This is a genomic window from Curvibacter sp. EU05-FHT14A10 (genome assembly GCF_058791075.1).
In genome coordinates this window covers 75,234-94,818 of record NZ_JBYTDE010000004.1, presented here as the reverse complement: position 1 = coordinate 94,818, position 19,585 = coordinate 75,234, and the positions used below count along the sequence as shown (strand labels likewise).

Here is a 19,585-nt window from a genome sequence, read left to right as displayed (position 1 = left end):
AGCTCCGGATCGCATCGTATGAGAAACAGGTGGCCATCGGCCAGTGCATGGATCACGATCCACCCGATCAGGGCCTCAATGCAACAAGCCCCCGCGCTGCGGGGGCTTGTGTTCAAGGGCGTGGGGCACCCAGGCCCCTGGCCGGTCAACCCAGCCGGATCGGCACAAAGATGCGCTGCTCACCGCGCTGGATCAGCAAGGCCACCGACTTGTCTGATTTGGCCACCGCCTCACGCACCTGATCCACCGAGCGGACGTTGGTGCCATTGACGGCCAGCAGCACGTCGCCTTGCTGCACACCGGCCCGCGCCGCAGCACCCCGGGCGTCCTGCACCAGCAGGCCGCTTTCAGCGCCGATCTGTTCGCGCTCCTGCGGCTGCAGTGGGCGCAGGGCCAGGCCCAGCTTGCCCTGGTCCGCAGACTTGTCGCCCTCGGCCTTGGCGGTCTTGTCGCCCACCTTCACCAACTGGGCCTGCAGCTTTTCGGTGCTGCCCTTGCGCCAGACCTCGATGCTGACCTTGTCGCCCGGCGAAGCCAGGGCAATCAGAGCCGGCAGATCCCCCGAAGAGACGATGCGCTGGCCATTCACCTGACGGATCACGTCTCCGGGTTGCAGGCCGGCGCGCTCCGCCGGGCCCCCCTTCTCAATGCTGGACACCAGCGCACCCTCAGGCCGGTCGAGCTTGAACGAATCGGCCAGGGTCTGGTTGACCTCTTGCACCACCACGCCGAGGCGAGCATGTTCAACCTTGCCAGTGGCCACGATCTGGTCGCGGATACGGATCGCCACATCCACCGGAATCGCGAAGGACACGCCCTGGTAGCCGCCGGTGCGGCTGTAGATCTGCGAATTGATGCCGACCACCTCGCCTCGGGCATTGAACAGCGGCCCGCCCGAGTTGCCGGGGTTGATGGCCACGTCGGTCTGGATGAAGGGCACGGCCGTGTCGTCCGGCAGCGAGCGGCCCTTGGCGCTGACCACGCCAGCCGTCACCGTGTTCTCGAAACCGAAGGGCGAGCCGATGGCCAGCACCCATTCGCCCACCTTCAGATCGGCCATGTGGCCGAACTTGACCACCGGCAGGTTCTTGGCATCAACCTTGATCACCGCCACGTCGGTGCGCGGGTCAGAGCCCAGCACCTTGGCGCGAAATTCACGCCGGTCGGTCAGCTTGACCGTGACCTCTTTGGCGCCCTTGACCACGTGGGCATTGGTCAGGATCACACCATCCTCACTGACGATGAAGCCCGAGCCCTGGCCCCGGGTGGGGGTTTCCTGGGCACGCGGACCCTGACGTTGGCCGGGCATGGGGCCACCGAAGCGGCGGAAGAACTCGGCAATCGCCGGGGGCATGTCCTGGGGCATCCCCTGGGCGTTGGCCTCGTCGTCATCGTCATTGAATTCATTGCTGACGCGGGTGGTGCCCACGACGCTGATGTTGACCACGGCCGGGCCGTAACGCTCGGTGATGACCGAAAAGTCAGGCGCCTGCACCGCGCCGACCGGCGCAGTGGCCGCAGGGCCGGCAGCGGCCACCAGCGCCGGGGGCGTCTGGGCGTGGGCCAAGCCCATCTGCACGGCCGACACGCCAGCGCCCCCAAGGGCGCCCGCCACCAGCAGGGCCATGACCAGGCGGGATGCGGGCCATTGAACGGTGTTTTTCATCGAAGACTCCTGACCAAAACGGTGTTGCGATGAAAGCAATGTGCCCGGCCAGTCTTAGCGCTGTCTTAAACCGCCCGCCTTGAAGCCGTCCGACCTCATCTGAAGCCAATCAATGCAAGCGCGAAGGGTGTTGTAAGCCACGTCATCAATGGTTTCAAACAGGCCTTCTGGCTACCCATTCGCCACGTCCAGCCAGTACATTCGCGCCGGATTGCAGGCCCCTCCTCCACTGCAGTCCCCTTGGACCGCCCTGCACGACATGAAACTCCAGACCCGCCTGATTGACCTTGAAATCCGTGACCAGGGACCCGCCAAGGCCCCGGTGGTGCTGTTGATCATGGGCCTGGGCATGCAGCTGATCTCCTGGCCCTCGCGTCTGGTGGACACCTTGCTGGCCGAGGGCTACCGAGTGATCCGCTTCGACAACCGCGATGCAGGCTTGTCGCAGCGCTTTCCGGAACTGGGCGTGCCCGGGCTGCCGTGGGCCTGGCTGCGCCGCTTGGTGGGCCTGCCGATCCGCCCCCCGTACTCGCTGCAGGACATGGCCCTGGACACCGTGTCGCTGCTGGATGCACTGGACATCGAGCGCACCCATGTGCTGGGGGTGGACCTGGGAGGCATGATCGGCCAGCACATGGCCTTGTTGGCCCCGGGCCGGGTGCGCAGCCTTTGCAGCGTGATGAGCAGCAGCGGCGCCCGTCACCTGCCAGGCCCCGAACGGGCCGTGCGCACCGCGCTGCGGCGCCCCCCCGCCAGCCTTGACACGGCCAGCCTGCTGGCGAACCAGCAGGCGCTGTTCCACCTGCTGCGCAGTCCATGCTTTCCGCAAGACCTGGAGGACCAGCGCAAGCGGCTGCTGGCCGGCATTCACCGGGCCGTGTACCCCGAAGGCGTGGTACGGCAACTGGCGGCGGTGCTGGCCGACACCCAGCGGGCCCACGCGCTGGCCCAGTTGCGTGTGCCAACGCTGGTGGTGCATGGTCGGCAAGACCCGTTGCTGCCGGTGGCCTGCGGCGAAGACACCGCCCGGCGCATTCCGGGGGCCAGGTTGCTCACCATCGAGGGCATGGGCCACGATCTGCCACCGGGCGTGGTGCAGGCCTTGCTGGCGGCCCTGCTGCCGCACCTGAAGATGCACTGAGCGCGCTCAGAACAAACTCAGACCGGGCCGGCCTCAGCCGGCCACGGCCCCGAAGGCCACGGTCACCTTCAAGCCGCCCAGGCGCTCCGACTCATCCAGATTGACCCGGGCGCCGTGCTGACGCGCCACCGCCTCGACGATGGCCAGCCCCAGGCCGCTGCCTGGCACCTCGGCCACGCCCTCGCCACGCTTGAAGCGGTCAAACACCCGGGCACGATCGGCGGCCGGGATGCCAGGCCCACTGTCCTCAACCACCCAGGCGACTGTGCCATCCGCCTGGCGCAGCAGCGAGACGTCAATCGTGCCCGGGCCCGGCGTGTATTTGATGGCGTTGTCCACCAGGTTGCGCAGCAGCACGCGCAAGGCCTCGGCCTGGCCAGGCACTGTCAGCGCATCGGCCTGATCGACCCCCAGGTCCAGACCCCGCGCACCCGCCAGCGGCAGGCATTCGGCCAGTACCTCGCGGGTCAGGGCCAGCAGGTCAACCGGCTGGGCCTGGGCCTCGGGGGCCGACTCCTGGCGCGCCAGCAGCAGCAACTGGCCAACCAGGTCGATGGCCCGCTCGATGCCCTGGCGCAGACGCTGGGCCGCCAGCTCGCGCGCGGGTTCGTCGGCCGCGCGCTGCAGGGCCTGCATCTGCAGCCGCAACGCCGTCAGGGGTGAACGGAGTTCATGCGCGGCATCGGCCACAAAGTGCCGCTGAGCCTGCAGCGTGCTCTGCACACGCGCGAACAGCGCGTTGAGCTCGCCCACCAGCGGGCGCACCTCGTCGGGCAGGCCCTGCTCGGGCAGGGGCGACAGGTCGTCGGCGCTGCGCCTGGCCACCTGGCGCTGCATGCGCTGCACCGGGCGCAGGGCGCGCCCGATGATCCAGCCCACCACCAGCATCAGCATCGGGGTGATGCCCAGCAAGGGCAGCACGGCCCGGAAAGCCAGGGCCCGGGCCCGCGCATCGCGCGCACTCATGTCCTGCGCGATCTGCACCGTCTGCAAGGCCGTCTGCAAGGTGTAGACACGGTAGCGCACACCGCCACTCTGGATGTCTGAGAACCCCAGCACGGCGCGCCCCGGCAGCACCGAGCGCGGTGAGCGGAACAGCGAATCGCCATCGGCCCCCCAGATCTGTACCTCGATGCCCGCGTCTTCGCTGGCTTCTTCGGGGTTGATCCAACCCAGTGGCACGCCTTGCTGCACCGCCTGGGCCATCTGGCGCAAGTGCTCGTCAAACAGGGCATCGGCCTCGAACAAGGCATTGCGGTAAGCGGTGGCGGCCAGCACGGCACAGGCCAGCAAGATGGTGCCGAGCACCAGTGCCTGCAGGCGCGCCCGCAGCGAATGCCGCGCCGAAACCCGCCAGCGCCACCTCATTCGCGCGGCACCAGGTAGCCCAGGCCGCGCACGGTCTGGATCAGGCCGGCGCCGAGCTTTTTGCGCACGCCATGGATGTAGACCTCGACCGCGTTGCTGCTGATGTCTTCCTTCCAGCTGAAGAGCTTTTCTTCGAGCTGGGCACGCGAAAAGATCACCCCGGGGCGCGAGATCAGCGGCTCCAGCACGGCCCACTCGCGGGCCGACAGGGTCACCGGCTGACCATTGAGTCGGGCTTCATGGGTGGCCGGGTTCAGGCTGACCCCGTGCTGTTCAAACACCGGGCCGGCCTGCCCGGCCTGGCGCCGCAGCAGGGCCCGCACGCGGGCCAGCAGCTCATCGGTGTCAAAGGGTTTGACCACATAGTCGTCAGCACCCGCATCCAGCCCCGCCACGCGGTCGCTGACCGCATCGCGGGCCGTGGCCACCAGCACCGGCAGAGTGCTGCGCCGCGCGCGCAGGTCGCGCAGCACCTGCAGCCCGTCGCGCCGCGGCAGGCCCAGGTCGAGCAACAACAGGTCATAGCTGGCGCTGCGCAGGGCCGTGTCGGCCATCTCGCCATCGCGCACCCAGTCAACCGCGTAGTGCTCGGCGCGCAGCACGTCGAGCACGGCCTGGCCGATCATGGGGTCGTCTTCAACCAGCAACAGACGCATCTCGGAGCCCTCCGTTCACTTGGACCCACCCAGCATGGCCGGGCTGGCTTAGACCAGGCTGAAACCGCCGACGGTCGCTCAGGCCAGGCGGGCGCGATGGCGCTCGATCTGGGCGCGAACCTGATCCGGGGCGGTGCCACCCAGGGTACTGCGGGCGTTCAGCGAGCCGCGCAGGCTGAGCACCTCGTACACGTCCTTCTCGATGCTGGGGTTGAACTGCTGCAGCACGGCCAGCGGCAGTTCGGACAGGTCCACGTTGTGCGAGATGGCCGCCTTCACGGCATGGGCCACCGTCTCGTGGGCGTCACGGAAAGGCAGGCCCTTCTTGACCAGGTAGTCGGCCAGATCGGTGGCGGTGGCGTAGCCGCGCTTGGCCGCGTCTTCCATGGCCTGCGGGCGCACGGTGATGCCTTCGACCATCTCGGCGAAGATGCGCAGCGTGTCTTTCAGGGTGTCCACCGTGTCGAACAACGGCTCTTTGTCTTCCTGGTTGTCCTTGTTGTAGGCCAGCGGCTGGCCCTTCATCAGCGTGATCAGGCCCATCAGGTGCCCCACCACGCGGCCGGTCTTGCCCCGGGCCAGTTCGGGCACGTCGGGGTTCTTCTTCTGCGGCATGATCGAGCTGCCAGTGGTGAAGCGGTCGGCGATCTGGATGAAGCCGAAATTCTGGCTCATCCACAGGATCAGCTCTTCAGACAGGCGGCTGATGTGCACCATGGCCAGCGAGGCGGCGGCGGTGAACTCGATGGCGAAATCGCGGTCGCTCACGGCGTCCAGGCTGTTCTGGCACACGCCATCCATGCCCAGCGTCGCAGCCACGCGGGCGCGGTCCAGCGGGTAGCTGGTGCCAGCCAGGGCGGCGGCACCCAGGGGCAGGCGGTTGGTGCGGCGGCGCACATCGGCCATGCGCTCAGCGTCGCGGCTGAACATCTCCACATAGGCCAGCATGTGGTGGCCAAAACTCACCGGCTGGGCCACCTGCAGGTGGGTGAAGCCCGGCAGGATCACTTCGACATTGCGCGCGGCGATGTCGAGCAGGGCTTTTTGCAGGTCCACCAGCAAACCGCTGATCAAGTCGATTTCACCGCGCAACCACAGGCGCACATCGGTGGCCACCTGGTCGTTGCGGCTGCGGCCGGTGTGCAGGCGCTTGCCAGCATCACCCACCAGCTGGGTCAGGCGGGCCTCGATGTTCAGGTGAACGTCTTCCAGGTCCAGCTTCCAGTCAAACGTGCCGGCTTCGATCTCGGCCCGGATCTGGGCCATGCCGCGCTGGATGGAGGCCAGATCATCGGTCCCGATGATGCCCTGGGTGGCCAGCATGTCGGCATGGGCCAACGAGCCCGTGATGTCGGCCAGCCAAAGGCGCTTGTCGAAGAACACGCTGGAGGTGTAGCGCTTGACCAGATCGCTCATCGGCTCGGAAAACAGCGCCGACCACCCTTCCGACTTGTTGTCGAGTTGGTTGACGGCGGTTTGAGGGGCTTGGGCACCCGTGTTGGCGTTGGAGCTGGTGGTCATGAAAAGCAATAATCCGTGTCGAGGGGGCCACTGGGCCGCTGCCCAGGAGGTCGCCGAATAGGCGAAAGGCCATGAAAGATTCGCAAATTTTATCGACCTTCGGTCCGACCGCGGCGCAAACCGCTCCCAAGCCCCCCGCCAGCACCGCTGCGCTGGTGTTCGACGCCTGTCATCTGGGGGTGGTTCTGCGCGCCGTGATGTTCGTCGAAACCGTGATGGGTGTGGCCGCGTTGTACGCGGTCGACTCCTTCATGGCCTGGATCGGCCTGACGGGGGTGCTCACCTGCGCCGCCTTGCCCGGAACCCTGGCCTGGCTGGTCTCGGCCTGCCTGCTCAAGTACCTGCTGGCCCGGCTGCCGGCACCCGCCCAGTACGCGGTCGGCAGCCTGCTGGGCGCCGTCACCGGCTTGTACGGCTGCGGCTTGCTGGCCCTGACCGGTTTCATCGAGCATTCGCCCTGGCTGGCCAGCGCCTGCACTGGCGCCCTGCTGGCCGGGCTGCTGGTGGCCAGCCTGGTATGGCGTGCCCGCGCACGCACCCCGGCAGCCACCACGGCCCGCCTGGCCGAACTGCAGTCGCGCATCCGGCCGCACTTTCTGTTCAACACCCTCAACAGCGCCATTGCCCTGGTGCGCGCCGAGCCCGCCCGTGCCGAAACCCTGCTGGAAGACCTGAGCGACCTGTTCCGCGCCGCCCTGATCGAACACGGCGAGACCGCCACCCTTGACGAGGAGGTGGCGCTGGCCCAGCGCTACCTGGCCATCGAGCAGGTGCGCTTCGGCGAGCGCCTGAGCGTGCAGTGGGACCTCGATCCCGAGGCCGGGCAGGCCCGGCTGCCGCCTCTGTTGTTGCAACCCCTGGTGGAGAACGCCATCAAGCACGGCGTGGAACCCAGCGCAGTGGGCGGCGAGCTGATCGTGCGAACCCGCATTCAGGGGACGCGAGTGCGTCTGGATATCATTAACTCACTACCACCGGAAGCCCAAAAAACGACCGCTCAAACAGCTGGTCACGGGATAGCGCTCGCCAATGTAAGCGACCGCTTGCGTTTGTTGCACGACGTCGAAATTGAGTTCAGTGCTGGCGTGAGGGACGACCGCTACCATGTCCGAATCACGTTTCCGACGTGAGTCGAGGCATGGAGACAACCTTGCCGCATGGATTCAATCAACGTCTAGAAAGCACCATGGAGCTTCACCTTCTGATCGTTGACGACGAAGCATTGGCACGCTCCCGTCTGCGAACGCTGCTCAGCGACCTGCACGCAGCCCACCCCTTCACCGTCCAAGAGGCCACCAACGCCGTCACGGCCATGGCCGTGCTCGATCGAGAGCCGATCGATGTGGTCTTGCTCGACATCCACATGCCCGGCACCGACGGCCTGGGCCTGGCCAACCACCTGCGCACCCTGAGGCGGCCGCCGGTGGTGATCTTCGTCACGGCCTATGCCGAGCATGCAGTGCAGGCCTTCGACCTCGACGCGGTCGACTACCTCACCAAGCCGGTGCGCGCCGACCGCCTGAGCGAAGCCCTGCTGAAGGCCCAGCGCCGACTGCAGACCCAGCGCAGCCAGCCACAGGCCGACAACAACCCCTCCGAGCACTTGATCATCCAGGACCGGGGGCGCACCGAGCGGGTGCCGCTGGCCGAGGTGCTGTACTTCAAGGCCGAACTCAAGTACGTGACCGTGCGCACAGCAGTGCGCAGCTACATCCTCGACGGCTCGCTGAGCGACCTCGAAACCCGCTACCCCAACCGCTTCATGCGCATCCACCGCAACGCGCTGGTGGCCCGCCAGGCGGTGCGCGCCCTCGAAAAGCACTACGACAGCGAAGAGGGCGATGGCTGGGCCGTGCGCCTGCAGGGCCTCGATGAACGCCTGTCCGTGTCTCGCCGTCAACTGACCTCGGTGCGCGAGGCGATTGCCGCCAGCAGGTAGAACTGAGCCGCACGGGATGCCCTGGCCCACACAAGCCGGGGCAACACCTCTCCAGCGCCTCAACGACGGGGCAGATCGATGGGCTCAGGCTGCGGACGCGGGCCCACCCAGGGCCACGATTCACAAAAGCAATCGGCGGCGTTCTTTTTCGAATTGGACCCGCAGGCCATCCCTCTCCAAGATGGCGCACCGGGGCCTGTCGACAGGCCCTGGCAGCCGGCACAGACCGGTGCCCCCTCCTGGAGACAACACCATGAACCGATTGCATGCCTGCGCGGCCCTGTTCGCCCTGGCCCTGGGCGGCCCACTGGCCACCCGTGCCCAAGGCCTGAGCACGGCCCCGGCCGCGCCCAACCCCTACCCCACAGGGCCCATCACCCTGGTCGTGCCTTTTGCGGCCGGCAGCGGCACCGACTCGGTGGCCCGCACCCTGGGCCAAAAGCTGGCCGAACGACTGCGACAACCCGTGCTGATCGACAACCGCCCCGGTGCCAGCGCGCAGCTGGGCGCGCAGTACGTGGCCAAGGCCAAGCCCGACGGCTACACGCTGTTCATGACCACCAACACCTCGCACTCGGCCAACCCCAGCTTGTTCGCCCAACTGCGCTACGACCCGATCAAAGACTTCACCCCCGTGGCCGGCGTCGGTGAACTGCCGTTTGCGCTGGCGATTCACCCCTCTGTACCGGCCCGCAGCCTGAGCGAGTTCATCACCTACGCCAAAGCCCACCCCGGCCAGCTCAGCTATGCCACGCCCAACAGCACCTCGCTGGTGGCCAGCGAAACCCTCAAGCGCATCGCCGGCCTGGACATCGTGGGCGTGCCCTACAAATCCAGCCCCCAGGCCATGACCGACCTGGTCGGCGGGCAGGTGCAGATGTATGTGGCCGACCTGGGCTCGGGCATGAGCATGCTCAAGAGCGACAAGGTGCGCACCCTGGGCATCACCACGGCCGAGGCCTCGCGCCTGTTGCCCGGCGTGCCCCCGATCGGCAAGACCGTGGCGGGCTTCGACCTGACCTCGTGGAACGGGGTGTTCGGTCCGGCCGGCCTGCCGCCGCCCGTGGTCGAGCGGCTCAACCGCGAGATCAACGCCGTGCTGGCCGACACCGACGTGCAAGACAAGCTGGCCCAGATCGGCTTTCAGGTGTGGCCGGGCGCCACCCCCGAAGCCTTTGCCCAGTATGTGGCCGAGCAACTGCGGCACTGGGGGCAGCTGATCCGCCAGGCCGGCATCCGCCCCGAATGAGCCCCCCCACCCGAAAGACCGCCATGTCTGAAGCCCCCCGATACGACTACTGCGTTCGCGCCGGCAGCGTGCCCAGCTACCAGCCAGCCAACCACGCCCACACCCAGAACCAGCGCCTGATCGGCCCCGACAACGTGGGCGCGCGCCACCTGGAGGTGGTGCTGGGCACCCTGGCCCCAGGCGGTGGCGCCCTGCCCCACGCGCACCCCGGCATGGAGCAGGCCTGCTACCTGCTGGAAGGCACGGCCCACGCCGAGGTGGCCGGCCAGTCTTTTGAGCTCGGGCCGGGCGATGCCTGCTTTTTTCCGGCCGACGAGATGCATGTGTTCCAGGTCACCAGCGCCACCCCGGTGAAGCTGCTGGTGATCTACAGCCCGCCCTACGGCGAGAACCCCGAGCGCGTGCGCCGGGCCGGCCCGGTCGGAGGTGCGGCATGAATTTCGGCTGGACCGAGCAACAGCAGCAGATCCGTGACGCGGTCGAGCGCGTCTGCGCCCCCTTTGATGCCGACTACTGGCTGCGTCACGACCGCGAAGGCGGCTTTCCAGACGACTTTCACCGGGCCCTGGCCGACGCGGGCTGGCTGGGCATCGCCATGCCCGAGGCCTATGGCGGCGCGGGGCTGGGCATCAGCGAGGCCGCGCTGATGATGCACACCATCGCGGCCACCGGCGCCGGCCTGTCGGGTGCCTCGGCGGTGCACATGAACATCTTCGGCCTGCACCCGGTGGTGGTGTTTGGCAGCGACGAGCAGAAGCAGCGCTGGCTACCGCCCCTGATCGCCGGCCGCGACAAGGCCTGCTTCGGCGTGACCGAGCCCAACACCGGGCTGAACACCCTCAAGCTCAAGACCCGCGCCGTGCGCCAGGGCGACCACTATGTGGTGACCGGCCAGAAGGTGTGGATCTCGACCGCCCAAGTGGCCAACAAGATCCTGCTGCTGGCCCGCACCACCCCGGTCGAAGAGTGCCGCGGCACCGAAGGCCTGAGCCTGTTCTACACCGACCTGGACCGCCGCCAGATCGAGGTGCGCGAGATCGAGAAGATGGGCCGCAAGGCCGTCGACTCGAACCAGGTCTTCATCGATGGCTTGCGCATCCCGGTGGCAGACCGCGTCGGCGAAGAAGGCCAGGGCTTCAGCTACATCCTGCACGGCCTGAACCCCGAACGCATCCTGATCGCCGCCGAAGCCGTGGGCCTGGGCCGCGCCGCCCTGGCACGCGGCGCGCTGTACGCCAAGGAACGCGTGGTGTTCGACCGCCCCATCGGCATGAACCAGGGCATCCAGCACCCGCTGGCCAAATCCTGGATGGAACTGGAGGCCGCCCACCTGATGGTGCACAAGGCCGCCTGGCTGTACGACCAGCACCAACCCTGCGGTGCCGAGGCCAACAGCGCCAAGTACCTGGCCGCCGAAGCCTGCTACCACGCCTGCGAAAACGCCATCCTCACCCACGGCGGCATGGGCTACGCCAAGGAATACCACGTGGAGCGCTACCTGCGTGAAGCCTGGATCCCGCGCCTGGCCCCGGTCAGCCCGCAACTGATCCTGTGCTTCATTGCCGAGAAGGTGCTGGGGCTGCCGAAGTCGTATTGAGGGGGCAGCCCCTCAGACCTGTTCAGCGTCGGCGCGACGGGCGCTGCCCGGTCGGCTCGGCCACGGGCGGCTGCTCGGCCGGTGCGGCTTGCGGCGGCGCCTCGCGCCCGTCGGCGCCGGCATGGCCCGCCACCGCCTGCTGCACCACCTCGCGGATCAGGGCCAGGGCGCGCTTGTGGGTTTCGGTGGAGGGGCGGCGTGAGGACCACACCAAGTTCAGCTCGCTCATGATGCGCGGCGAGTGGATGCCGTGCAGCACAAACGGGGTGGCGTTGCTGAAACTGCTCAGGGTGTAGGCCGGCAGCACGGCGTGGCCCAGGCCTTCTCGCACCAGGTTGAGGATGGCGTTCAGGCCGTCCACCTCCAGGGTGACCTGGGGCTTGAGGCCGAAACGGGCCATTTCGGCATCGATCAGGATGCGGAACACATTGGGCCGGCTGGGCAGGATCAACGGCAGGGCCGCCACTTCGCGCAGGCTCAGCGTGGCCGGCAGCGGCGTGTCCTGGCGCAGGGGGTGGTCGCGGGCGGCGATCAGCACCAGTTGCTCTTCGTGCAGGGTGCTCATCTCCAGGTCGGGCGAGCGCACCGGGTTGTACAGCACGGCCATGTCGAGGTTGCCCACGCGCAGGCCCTCGTACATCTGCACCGAAAAGCCCTCGGTGAGCGTGAGCCGCGCCTGCGGCAGGTGCTGCATGAAGGCGCGCGCCAGCGGCACGGTGATCAGGCGCGACAGGCTGGGCGGCAGGCCCACCGACACCCGGCCGGCCAGGGCGCCGCGGGCGCTGCCCATTTCCTCACGCGCCACCTCCACCTGATGCAGGATGCCGCGGCCATGTTCCAGCAGCAGCTTGCCGCTTTCGGTCAGCTTGACACCGCGCCCGTTGCGGTCGAGCAGGTTCTGGCGCAACTCCACCTCGAGCATGCGAACCTGGCGGCTGAGCGCAGGCTGGGCAATGTTGAGGGCGATCGAGGCGCGGGTGAAGCTGCCCAGTTCGGCCACGCGAACGAAGTATTCGAGCTGTTTGAGGTCCATGACACGTGATTTTGAATACCTTTGATCGAACTATATCAATTCGGTATACCAGCTAGTGTGGGGGGCGGCTGGCAAGGCCGGCCGGCGCTGTCGAGAATCAGCGCCAACACGAATTGCGCGCCCGGGCGGCCCTTGTCCATCCGGAGACAGCGCCAGCCTGATTTGGCGAGGGAGGGAATCACCCCGATGGATCAACCAGAGACAAGCCATGAAGCCCAATAACACGGACGTCAATGTCCAGACCCTGCTCAACGAGCACCCGTTTTCGCCCTTTCAGTGGGTGATTTTTGCGCTGTGCTTTTTCATTGTGCTGCTGGACGGTTTTGACACCGCCGCCATCGGCTACATCGCCCCCTCGCTGATCAAGGAATGGGGCGTCAGCAAACCCGCACTGGCCCCGGTGTTGAGTGCCGCCCTGTTCGGCCTGGCCGCCGGCGCCCTGCTGGCCGGGCCGCTGGCTGATCGCCTGGGCCGCAAGACGGTGCTGGTGGGATCGGTGCTGATCTTTGCCGTGGCCTGCCTGGCCTCGGGCTTTGCCCCCGACCTCACCACGCTGAGCGTGCTGCGCTTTGTGACCGGCCTGGGCCTGGGTGCCGCCATGCCCAATGCCGTGACCCTGATGAGCGAATACTGCCCGGACAGCCGGCGCGCCACCCTGACCAACGCCATGTTCTGCGGCTTTCCACTGGGCGCGGCCTTCGGCGGCTTTCTGGCCGCCTGGATGATCCCGAACTTCGGCTGGCGCAGTGTGCTGATCCTGGGCGGCGGCGTGCCTTTGCTGCTGGTGCTGCTGCTGGTGGTCTTGCTGCCTGAATCGGTGCGCTACATGGTGGCCAATGGCCAGCCGGTGGAGCGCATCCGCGCGGTGCTGGCCCGCATTGCCGGCCCCGCCGTGCAGGGTGCCAAGCGCTTTGTGCTGACTGAGACGGCCGCCCACTCCGATGCCAAGAGCGGCATCGGCGTGGTGCTGTCGGCGCCCTACCGCGTGGGCTCGCTCATGCTTTGGCTGGCCTATTTCATGGGCCTGGTGATCTTCTATGCGCTGATCAACTGGATGCCTGTGTTGTTCAAGGATGCCGGCATCGACCCCAAGACCGGTACGCTGATCGCGGCCCTGTTTCCGCTGGGCGGCGTGGGTGCCGTGTTCTTTGGCTGGCTGATGGACCGTTTCAACGCCAACCGCATCATTGCCGCCGGTTACGCCCTCACTGCGGTGTCGATCTGGGCCATCGGCCAGGCTGCTGGCCAGGTGGGCTGGCTGGTGGTGGTGGTGTTTGTCGCCGGCACCATCATGAACACGGCGCAATCGTCAATGCCGGCCCTGGCCGCGGCTTATTACCCGACGCGTGGCCGTGCCACCGGCGTGGCCTGGATGCTGGGCATCGGCCGCTTTGGCGGCATTGCCGGCTCTTTCCTGGTGGCTGAGCTGTCGGCCCGACATTTGAGCTTTGGTGACATCTTTGCCGTGGTGGCCATCCCCGGCATCATTGCCACCGCCGCCCTGATGCTGAAAGAATTCAAGCGCCCCAAGGGGGGCGATGACAGCAGCGCCCGCCTCGTGCCGGTGGCGGCGCACTGAGCCTTGCGAACCCTTTTTGTTTTCGACCCTCTGGAGAATCCCCGATGATCATCGACGTTCACGGCCACTACACCACCGCCCCGGCTGCCCTGGGCGCCTGGCGCGACCTGCAGATCGCCGCCCTGAAAGACCCCAGCAAGGCCCCCAAGGCCTCTGAGCTGAAGATCAGCGACGACGAGCTGCGCGAGTCCATCGAGACCAACCAGCTCAAGCTGATGAAAGAGCGCGGCAGCGACCTGACCATCTTCAGCCCGCGCGCCAGCTTCATGGCGCACCACATCGGCGACTTCGAAACCTCGTCCACCTGGGCCGCCATCTGCAACGAGCTGTGCTTCCGCGTCAGCGAGCTGTTTCCGGAGCACTTCATCCCGGCCGCCATGCTGCCGCAATCACCCGGCGTGGACCCGGCCACCTGCATCCCCGAACTGGTCAAGTGCGTGGAGCAGTACGGCAACGTGGGCATCAACCTGAACCCCGATCCCTCGGGCGGCCACTGGACCAGCCCGCCCCTGAGCGATCGCCATTGGTACCCCATCTACGAAAAGATGGTCGAGTACGACATCCCGGCGATGATCCACGTGAGCACCAGCTGCAACAGCTGCTTCCACACCACCGGCGCCCACTACCTGAACGCCGACACCACGGCCTTCATGCAGTGCCTGACCAGCGACCTGTTCAAGGACTTCCCCACGCTGAAGTTCCTGATCCCGCACGGCGGCGGCGCGGTGCCCTACCACTGGGGCCGTTTCCGTGGCCTGGCGCAAGAGCTGAAGAAGCCCCTGCTGAAGGACCACCTGCTCAACAACATCTTCTTTGACACCTGCGTGTACCACCAGCCGGGCATCGACCTGCTGACCAAGGTGATCCCGGTGGACAACATCCTGTTCGCCAGCGAGATGATTGGCGCCGTGCGCGGCATCGACCCCGAAACCGGCCACTACTACGACGACACCAAGCGCTACGTGGCCGCCACGCCCAACCTGAGCGACGAAGACCGCTACAAGGTCTACGAAGGCAACGCCCGCCGCGTGTTCCCGCGCCTGGACAAGGCACTCAAGGCCAAGGGCCTGTAACCCCACACCGATCAGGAGCCAACACCATGTACGAACTCGGAGTCGTCTACCGCAACATCACCCGCGCCGACCGCGCGGCCGCCGACGGCCTGGCCGCCCTGGGCTCGGCCACCGTGCACGAGGCCATGGGCCGCGTCGGCCTGCTCAAGCCCTACATGCGCCCCATCTACGCCGGCCAGAAAGTGTCTGGCACCGCGGTCACCGTGCTGTTGCAGCCCGGCGACAACTGGATGATGCACGTGGCCGCTGAACAGATCCAGCCGGGCGACATCGTGGTGGCCACCGTCACCGCCGAATGCACCGACGGCTACTTTGGCGACCTGCTGGCCACCAGCTTCCAGGCCCGCGGCGCCCGTGCGCTGATCATCGACGCTGGCGTGCGCGATGTGGCCACGCTGCAGGAGATGAACTTCCCGGTCTGGAGCAAGGCCATCAGCAGCAAGGGCACCATCAAGGCCACCCTGGGCTCGGTGAACATTCCCATCGTGTGTGCCGGCATGCTGGTCACCCCGGGCGACGTGATCGTGGCCGACGACGACGGCGTGGTGTGCGTGCCCGCGGCCCGGGCGGCCGAAACCCTGGCCGCCGCCATCAAGCGTGAATCGTTTGAAGGCGAGAAGCGCGCCAAGCTGGCTTCGGGCGTGCTGGGCCTGGACATGTACAAGATGCGCGAGCCGCTGGCGGCCGCCGGCCTCAAGTACATCGACTGATACATCGACTGATGCCCCCGCAGGCGGCCTGCTGCTGGCCGCCTCTTTGGCCTACCCACCCCCACAGAGATTGACATGAGCAAACCCACCACAGGTGATTTCACCAAGACCCCCGGCTGGCTGGACTGGTATGAAGGCCCGGCCAAGCCGCGCTTCCAGCTGCCGGCCGGCGCGGTTGACGCGCACTGCCACGTGTTCGGCCCGGGGGCCGAGTTCCCCTACGCCCCCGAGCGCAAATACACCCCCTGCGACGCCAGCAAGCAACAGCTGTACGCGCTGCGCGACCACCTGGGCTTTGCCCGCAACGTGGTGGTGCAGGCCACCTGCCACGGCGCCGACAACCGCGCCATGGTCGATGCCTGCCTGTCCAGCGGCGGCAAGGCCCGCGGCGTGGCCACCGTCAAGCGCTCGGTCACCGATGAAGAGCTGCAGGCCCTGCACGCCGCCGGCGTGCGCGGCGTGCGCTTCAACTTCGTCAAGCGGCTGGTCGATTTCACGCCCAAGGACGAGCTGCTGGAAATCGCTGGCCGCATCGGCAAGCTGGGCTGGCATGTGGTGATCTACTTCGAGGCGGTGGACCTGCCCGAGCTGTGGGACTTCTTCACCGCCCTGCCCACCACCGTGGTGGTCGACCACATGGGTCGCCCCGACGTGAGCAAGCCCATCGACGGCCCCGAGTTCCAGCTGTTCCTGAAGTTCATGCGCGAACACCAGAACGTGTGGAGCAAGGTCAGCTGCCCCGAGCGCCTGAGCGTGACCGGCCCCAAGGCCCTGAACGGTGAACAGAACGCCTACACCGACGTGATCCCCTTCGCCCGCGCCGTGGTGCAAGAGTTCCCGGACCGCGTGCTGTGGGGCACCGACTGGCCCCACCCCAACCTGAAGGACCACATGCCCGACGACGGCCTGCTGGTCGACTTCATCCCGCACATCGCGCCCACGGCCGAGTTGCAGCAAAAACTGCTGGTCGAAAACCCCATGCGCCTTTACTGGCCCGAGGAAGTCTGACATGGCCCTCAACAAACCCTACCTGGACGTGCCCGGCACGACCATCTTCGACGCCGAGCAATCGCGCAAGGGCTACTGGCTCAACCAGTTCTGCATGAGCCTGATGAAGGCCGAGAACCGCGAACGCTTCAAGGCCGATGAACGCGCCTACCTCGACGAATGGGCCATGACCGAAGAGCAGAAGCAGGGCGTGCTCACGCGTGACCTGAACCGCTGCATGGCCGCAGGCGGCAACATCTACTTCCTGGCCAAGATCGGCGCCACCGATGGCAAGAGCTTCCAGCAGATGGCGGGCTCGATGACCGGCATGACCGAAGAGGAATACCGCAACATGATGATCAGCGGCGGCCGCTCCGTCGAGGGCAACCGCTTCATCGGCGAAGACGGCGACGCCCAGGCGCATCGACAACCCCAGGGCAGCGCCCACAAGAAAGCCTGACATGGCCAAGATCACCGCTTCCGTATTCACCTCACACGTGCCGGCCATCGGCGCCGCCATCGATCTCGGCAAGACCGAAGAGGCCTACTGGCAACCGCTGTTCAAGGGCTATGAGTTCTCCAAGCAATGGATGAAGGACAACCAGCCTGACGTGGTGTTTCTGGTCTACAACGACCACGCCACGGCCTTCAGCCTGGAGATGATCCCCACCTTTGCCATCGGCACCGCGGCCGAGTTCCAGCCCGCCGACGAGGGCTGGGGCCCACGCCCCGTGCCCAAGGTGATCGGACACCCCGACCTGGCCAGCCACATCGCGCAAAGCGTGATCCAGGACGACTTCGACCTCACCATCGTCAACAAGATGGACGTGGACCACGGCCTGACGGTGCCGCTGTCGCTGATGTGCGGTGAGCTGGACCCGCAGAAGGACGCCTGGCCCTGCCCCGTCATCCCCTTCGCCGTCAACGTGGTGCAGTACCCCGTGCCCTCGGGCCGGCGCTGCTACAACCTGGGCAAGGCCATCCGCAAGGCGGTCGACAGCTTCGATGAAAACCTCAATGTGCACATCTGGGGCACCGGCGGCATGAGCCACCAGCTGCAAGGCCCGCGCGCCGGCCTGATCAACAAGGAATGGGACAACGCCTTCCTGGATCAGCTGATCGCCGACCCCGAAGCCCTGTCGCACAAGCCCCATGTCGACTACGTGCGCGAAGCCGGCTCGGAAGGCATCGAGCTGGTGATGTGGCTGATCGCCCGCGGCGCCATGGACGACGTCAACGGTCAGGGCCCGGCGCCCAAGGTGACGCACCGCTTCTACCACGTCCCTGCATCCAACACGGCCGTCGGCCACCTGATTCTGGAGAACCAAGCATGAGCAACAAAACCATCAAAGTCGCCCTGGCCGGTGCCGGTGCCTTTGGCATCAAGCACCTGGACGGCATCAAGAACATCGATGGCGTCGAAGTGGTGTCGCTGATCAGCCGCGACCTCGAAAAAACCCGTGAAGTGGCGGCCAAGTACGGCATCGGCCACGTCACCACCGACCTGGCCGACAGCCTGGCCCTGCCCGAAGTCGACGCCGTGATCCTGTGCACCCCCACACAGATGCACGCCTCGCAAAGCCTGGCCTGCCTGAAGGCCGGCAAGCATGTGCAGGTCGAGATCCCGCTGGCCGACAGCTGGAAGGACGCGCAAGAGGTGGTGGAGCTGGCCAAGAGCAGTGGCCTGGTGGCCATGTGCGGCCACACCCGTCGCTTCAACCCCAGCCACCAGTACGTGCACAAGAAGATCCAGGCCGGCGAATTCAACATCCAGCAGATGGATGTGCAGACCTACTTCTTCCGCCGCACCAACATGAACGCCTTGGGCCAGGCGCGCAGCTGGACCGACCACCTGCTGTGGCACCACGCTGCCCACACCGTGGACCTGTTCGCCTACCAGTGCGGCAGCCCCATCGTGAAGGCCAACGCCGTGCAGGGCCCGATCCACCCGACCCTGGGCATCGCCATGGACATGTCGATCCAGCTCAAGGCCGCCAACGGCGCCATCTGCACCCTGAGCCTGTCGTTCAACAACGACGGCCCGTTGGGCACCTTCTTCCGCTACATCGGTGACACCAGCACCTACATTGCCCGTTACGACGACCTGGTCAATGGCAAGGAAGAAAAGATCGATGTGTCGCAGGTGGACGTGTCCATGAACGGCATCGAACTGCAAGACCGCGAGTTCTTCGCCGCCATCAAAGAAGGCCGTGAGCCCAACTCGAGCGTGGCCCAGGTGCTGCCCTGCTACCAGGTGCTGCACGATCTGGAGCAGCAACTGAACGCGGGCTGAGGTCGGTCAAGGGGTGCCAACGAACTGGACTGGCACCCCTGCCCCACCCATAATGACCATATCGATCAGCATGGTCAGGAGCCCTTCATGATCACCGAAGTCAGCGCCGTCAACTTCCGTCAAAACCTGGGCGAGATGCTCAACCAGGTTCAGTACCGCCACGACAGCATCATCATCAACAAAGACGGCAAACCAGTCGCGGCCCTGATCGATGCCGAACTGTTCAAGCGCATACGGCAGATGCAGGACCGGTTTGAGGCCTTGAGCCAGCGACTGGCCGACAACTTTGCCCATTTGAGCGAAGAAGACGGCATGGCCGAGATCGATGCCGTGGTGGCGCAAGCGCGTCGGGCATCGTGAACCGCTTGCGCGTCGTGATCGACACCCATGTGCTGGTGTCGGGTGTGGCCTATCCGCACAGCGTGCCGGGGCGCATCCTGCAGGCTTGGCATTTGGGATCGGTTGAGGTCTTACTTTCCAGATTCATCTTTGACGAGGTGGCCCGTGTCCTGCCACGCATGCCTACCGCTGGTTTCGCACCGTACGAGGCCCGTGACCTGGCCGATACCTTGGCGCTGCAGGCCCAGATCGTCGAACCGGCGAACCTCCAGGAACCCGCCTTGCGCGACACCTGTGACCTGCCTGTGCTGGGCACCCTGCTGGCTGCCGAAGCCCAGTACCTGATCACCGGCGACAAAGACCTGTTGGCGCTGGCCGACCGCTATCCCATCGTCACGCCAGCCCAGTTCTGGGCCCGGCATGGCTTTTGAATT

Annotated in this window: 20 protein-coding genes; 15 read left to right on the top strand and 5 right to left on the bottom strand. The window is 66.5% G+C overall.

Translation table 11 applies throughout. The features are described from left to right. Positions 1-145: 145 nt before the first annotated feature. A complete protein-coding gene (locus AC3WUT_RS09040; RefSeq protein ID WP_492346758.1) occupies positions 146-1,666 on the bottom strand; it encodes a DegQ family serine endoprotease in 1,521 nt (506 codons plus the stop codon). Positions 1,667-1,925: 259 nt separating this feature from the next. On the opposite strand from AC3WUT_RS09040, the gene AC3WUT_RS09035 reads away from it, so the two are divergent. After that, positions 1,926-2,807, top strand: a complete 882-nt coding sequence (locus tag AC3WUT_RS09035; RefSeq protein WP_492346757.1) for an alpha/beta fold hydrolase — start codon at positions 1,926-1,928, stop codon at positions 2,805-2,807. A 33-nt stretch (positions 2,808-2,840) separates the two neighbouring features. On the opposite strand, the gene AC3WUT_RS09030 is transcribed toward AC3WUT_RS09035, so the two are convergent. The 3 genes from AC3WUT_RS09030 to argH all read right to left on the bottom strand — a co-directional run bounded on the left by AC3WUT_RS09030 (position 2,841) and on the right by argH (position 6,352). Beyond that, on the bottom strand, positions 2,841-4,175 hold the full coding sequence (locus AC3WUT_RS09030) for an ATP-binding protein (RefSeq protein ID WP_492346756.1): 1,335 nt from the start codon (positions 4,173-4,175) through the stop codon (positions 2,841-2,843). Continuing rightward, positions 4,172-4,831, bottom strand: a complete 660-nt coding sequence (locus AC3WUT_RS09025; protein WP_492346755.1) for a response regulator — start codon at positions 4,829-4,831, stop codon at positions 4,172-4,174. The genes AC3WUT_RS09030 and AC3WUT_RS09025 overlap by 4 nt, the downstream gene beginning before the upstream one ends. Before the next feature lie 78 nt (positions 4,832-4,909). Next, entirely contained in the window at positions 4,910-6,352 is a 1,443-nt protein-coding gene (argH, locus tag AC3WUT_RS09020) for an argininosuccinate lyase (protein WP_492346754.1), read from the bottom strand. A gap of 71 nt (positions 6,353-6,423) precedes the next feature. Between argH and AC3WUT_RS09015 the strand changes: the two genes are divergently transcribed. The 5 genes from AC3WUT_RS09015 (at position 6,424) to AC3WUT_RS08995 (ending at position 11,137) form a co-directional block, all read left to right on the top strand. Continuing rightward, on the top strand, positions 6,424-7,482 hold the full coding sequence (locus tag AC3WUT_RS09015) for a sensor histidine kinase (protein ID WP_492346753.1): 1,059 nt from the start codon (positions 6,424-6,426) through the stop codon (positions 7,480-7,482). Between the two features lie 56 nt (positions 7,483-7,538). Continuing rightward, a complete protein-coding gene (locus AC3WUT_RS09010) occupies positions 7,539-8,291 on the top strand; it encodes a LytR/AlgR family response regulator transcription factor (protein WP_492346752.1) in 753 nt (250 codons plus the stop codon). A 253-nt stretch (positions 8,292-8,544) separates the two neighbouring features. Further along, positions 8,545-9,540 carry a Bug family tripartite tricarboxylate transporter substrate binding protein gene (locus AC3WUT_RS09005; protein WP_492346751.1) on the top strand — a complete coding sequence of 332 codons (996 nt, stop codon included), beginning with the start codon at positions 8,545-8,547 and terminating at the stop codon, positions 9,538-9,540. Between the two features lie 23 nt (positions 9,541-9,563). Continuing rightward, positions 9,564-9,977: a cupin domain-containing protein gene (locus AC3WUT_RS09000; RefSeq protein ID WP_492346750.1), complete on the top strand. Its 414-nt coding sequence runs from the start codon at positions 9,564-9,566 to the stop codon at positions 9,975-9,977. Next, entirely contained in the window at positions 9,974-11,137 is a 1,164-nt protein-coding gene (locus AC3WUT_RS08995) for an acyl-CoA dehydrogenase family protein (RefSeq protein WP_492346749.1), read from the top strand. The genes AC3WUT_RS09000 and AC3WUT_RS08995 overlap by 4 nt, the downstream gene beginning before the upstream one ends. Positions 11,138-11,159: 22 nt before the next feature. Here the strand turns inward: AC3WUT_RS08995 and AC3WUT_RS08990 are convergent, their stop codons facing one another. After that, positions 11,160-12,170, bottom strand: coding sequence for a LysR family transcriptional regulator (locus AC3WUT_RS08990; RefSeq protein WP_492346748.1), 1,011 nt, complete (start codon positions 12,168-12,170; stop codon positions 11,160-11,162). A gap of 208 nt (positions 12,171-12,378) precedes the next feature. On the opposite strand from AC3WUT_RS08990, the gene AC3WUT_RS08985 reads away from it, so the two are divergent. From AC3WUT_RS08985 to AC3WUT_RS08945, 9 genes are all read left to right on the top strand, one after another. Continuing rightward, the gene (locus AC3WUT_RS08985; protein ID WP_492346747.1) at positions 12,379-13,749 is read left to right on the top strand and encodes an MFS transporter; all 1,371 of its coding nucleotides are present in this window, start codon (positions 12,379-12,381) and stop codon (positions 13,747-13,749) included. A gap of 44 nt (positions 13,750-13,793) precedes the next feature. Then, complete coding sequence (locus AC3WUT_RS08980) at positions 13,794-14,822, top strand: amidohydrolase family protein (RefSeq protein WP_492346746.1); 1,029 nt, start codon at positions 13,794-13,796, stop codon at positions 14,820-14,822. Positions 14,823-14,848: 26 nt separating this feature from the next. Continuing rightward, on the top strand, positions 14,849-15,532 hold the full coding sequence (gene ligK / locus AC3WUT_RS08975; RefSeq protein ID WP_492346745.1) for a 4-carboxy-4-hydroxy-2-oxoadipate aldolase/oxaloacetate decarboxylase: 684 nt from the start codon (positions 14,849-14,851) through the stop codon (positions 15,530-15,532). Positions 15,533-15,607: 75 nt separating this feature from the next. Then, positions 15,608-16,540: an amidohydrolase family protein gene (locus AC3WUT_RS08970; protein ID WP_492346744.1), complete on the top strand. Its 933-nt coding sequence runs from the start codon at positions 15,608-15,610 to the stop codon at positions 16,538-16,540. 1 nt (position 16,541) lies between these two features. Then, positions 16,542-16,979: a protocatechuate 4,5-dioxygenase subunit alpha gene (gene ligA, locus AC3WUT_RS08965; protein ID WP_492346743.1), complete on the top strand. Its 438-nt coding sequence runs from the start codon at positions 16,542-16,544 to the stop codon at positions 16,977-16,979. A 1-nt stretch (position 16,980) separates the two neighbouring features. Then, positions 16,981-17,853: a class III extradiol dioxygenase subunit beta gene (locus AC3WUT_RS08960; RefSeq protein WP_492346742.1), complete on the top strand. Its 873-nt coding sequence runs from the start codon at positions 16,981-16,983 to the stop codon at positions 17,851-17,853. Further along, a complete protein-coding gene (locus AC3WUT_RS08955; protein ID WP_492346741.1) occupies positions 17,850-18,812 on the top strand; it encodes a Gfo/Idh/MocA family oxidoreductase in 963 nt (320 codons plus the stop codon). The genes AC3WUT_RS08960 and AC3WUT_RS08955 overlap by 4 nt, the downstream gene beginning before the upstream one ends. Before the next feature lie 87 nt (positions 18,813-18,899). Next, entirely contained in the window at positions 18,900-19,172 is a 273-nt protein-coding gene (locus AC3WUT_RS08950; protein WP_492346740.1) for a type II toxin-antitoxin system Phd/YefM family antitoxin, read from the top strand. Further along, a complete protein-coding gene (locus AC3WUT_RS08945) occupies positions 19,169-19,582 on the top strand; it encodes a putative toxin-antitoxin system toxin component, PIN family (protein WP_492346739.1) in 414 nt (137 codons plus the stop codon). Before AC3WUT_RS08950 ends, AC3WUT_RS08945 begins: the two co-directional genes overlap by 4 nt. Positions 19,583-19,585: the final 3 nt, after the last annotated feature.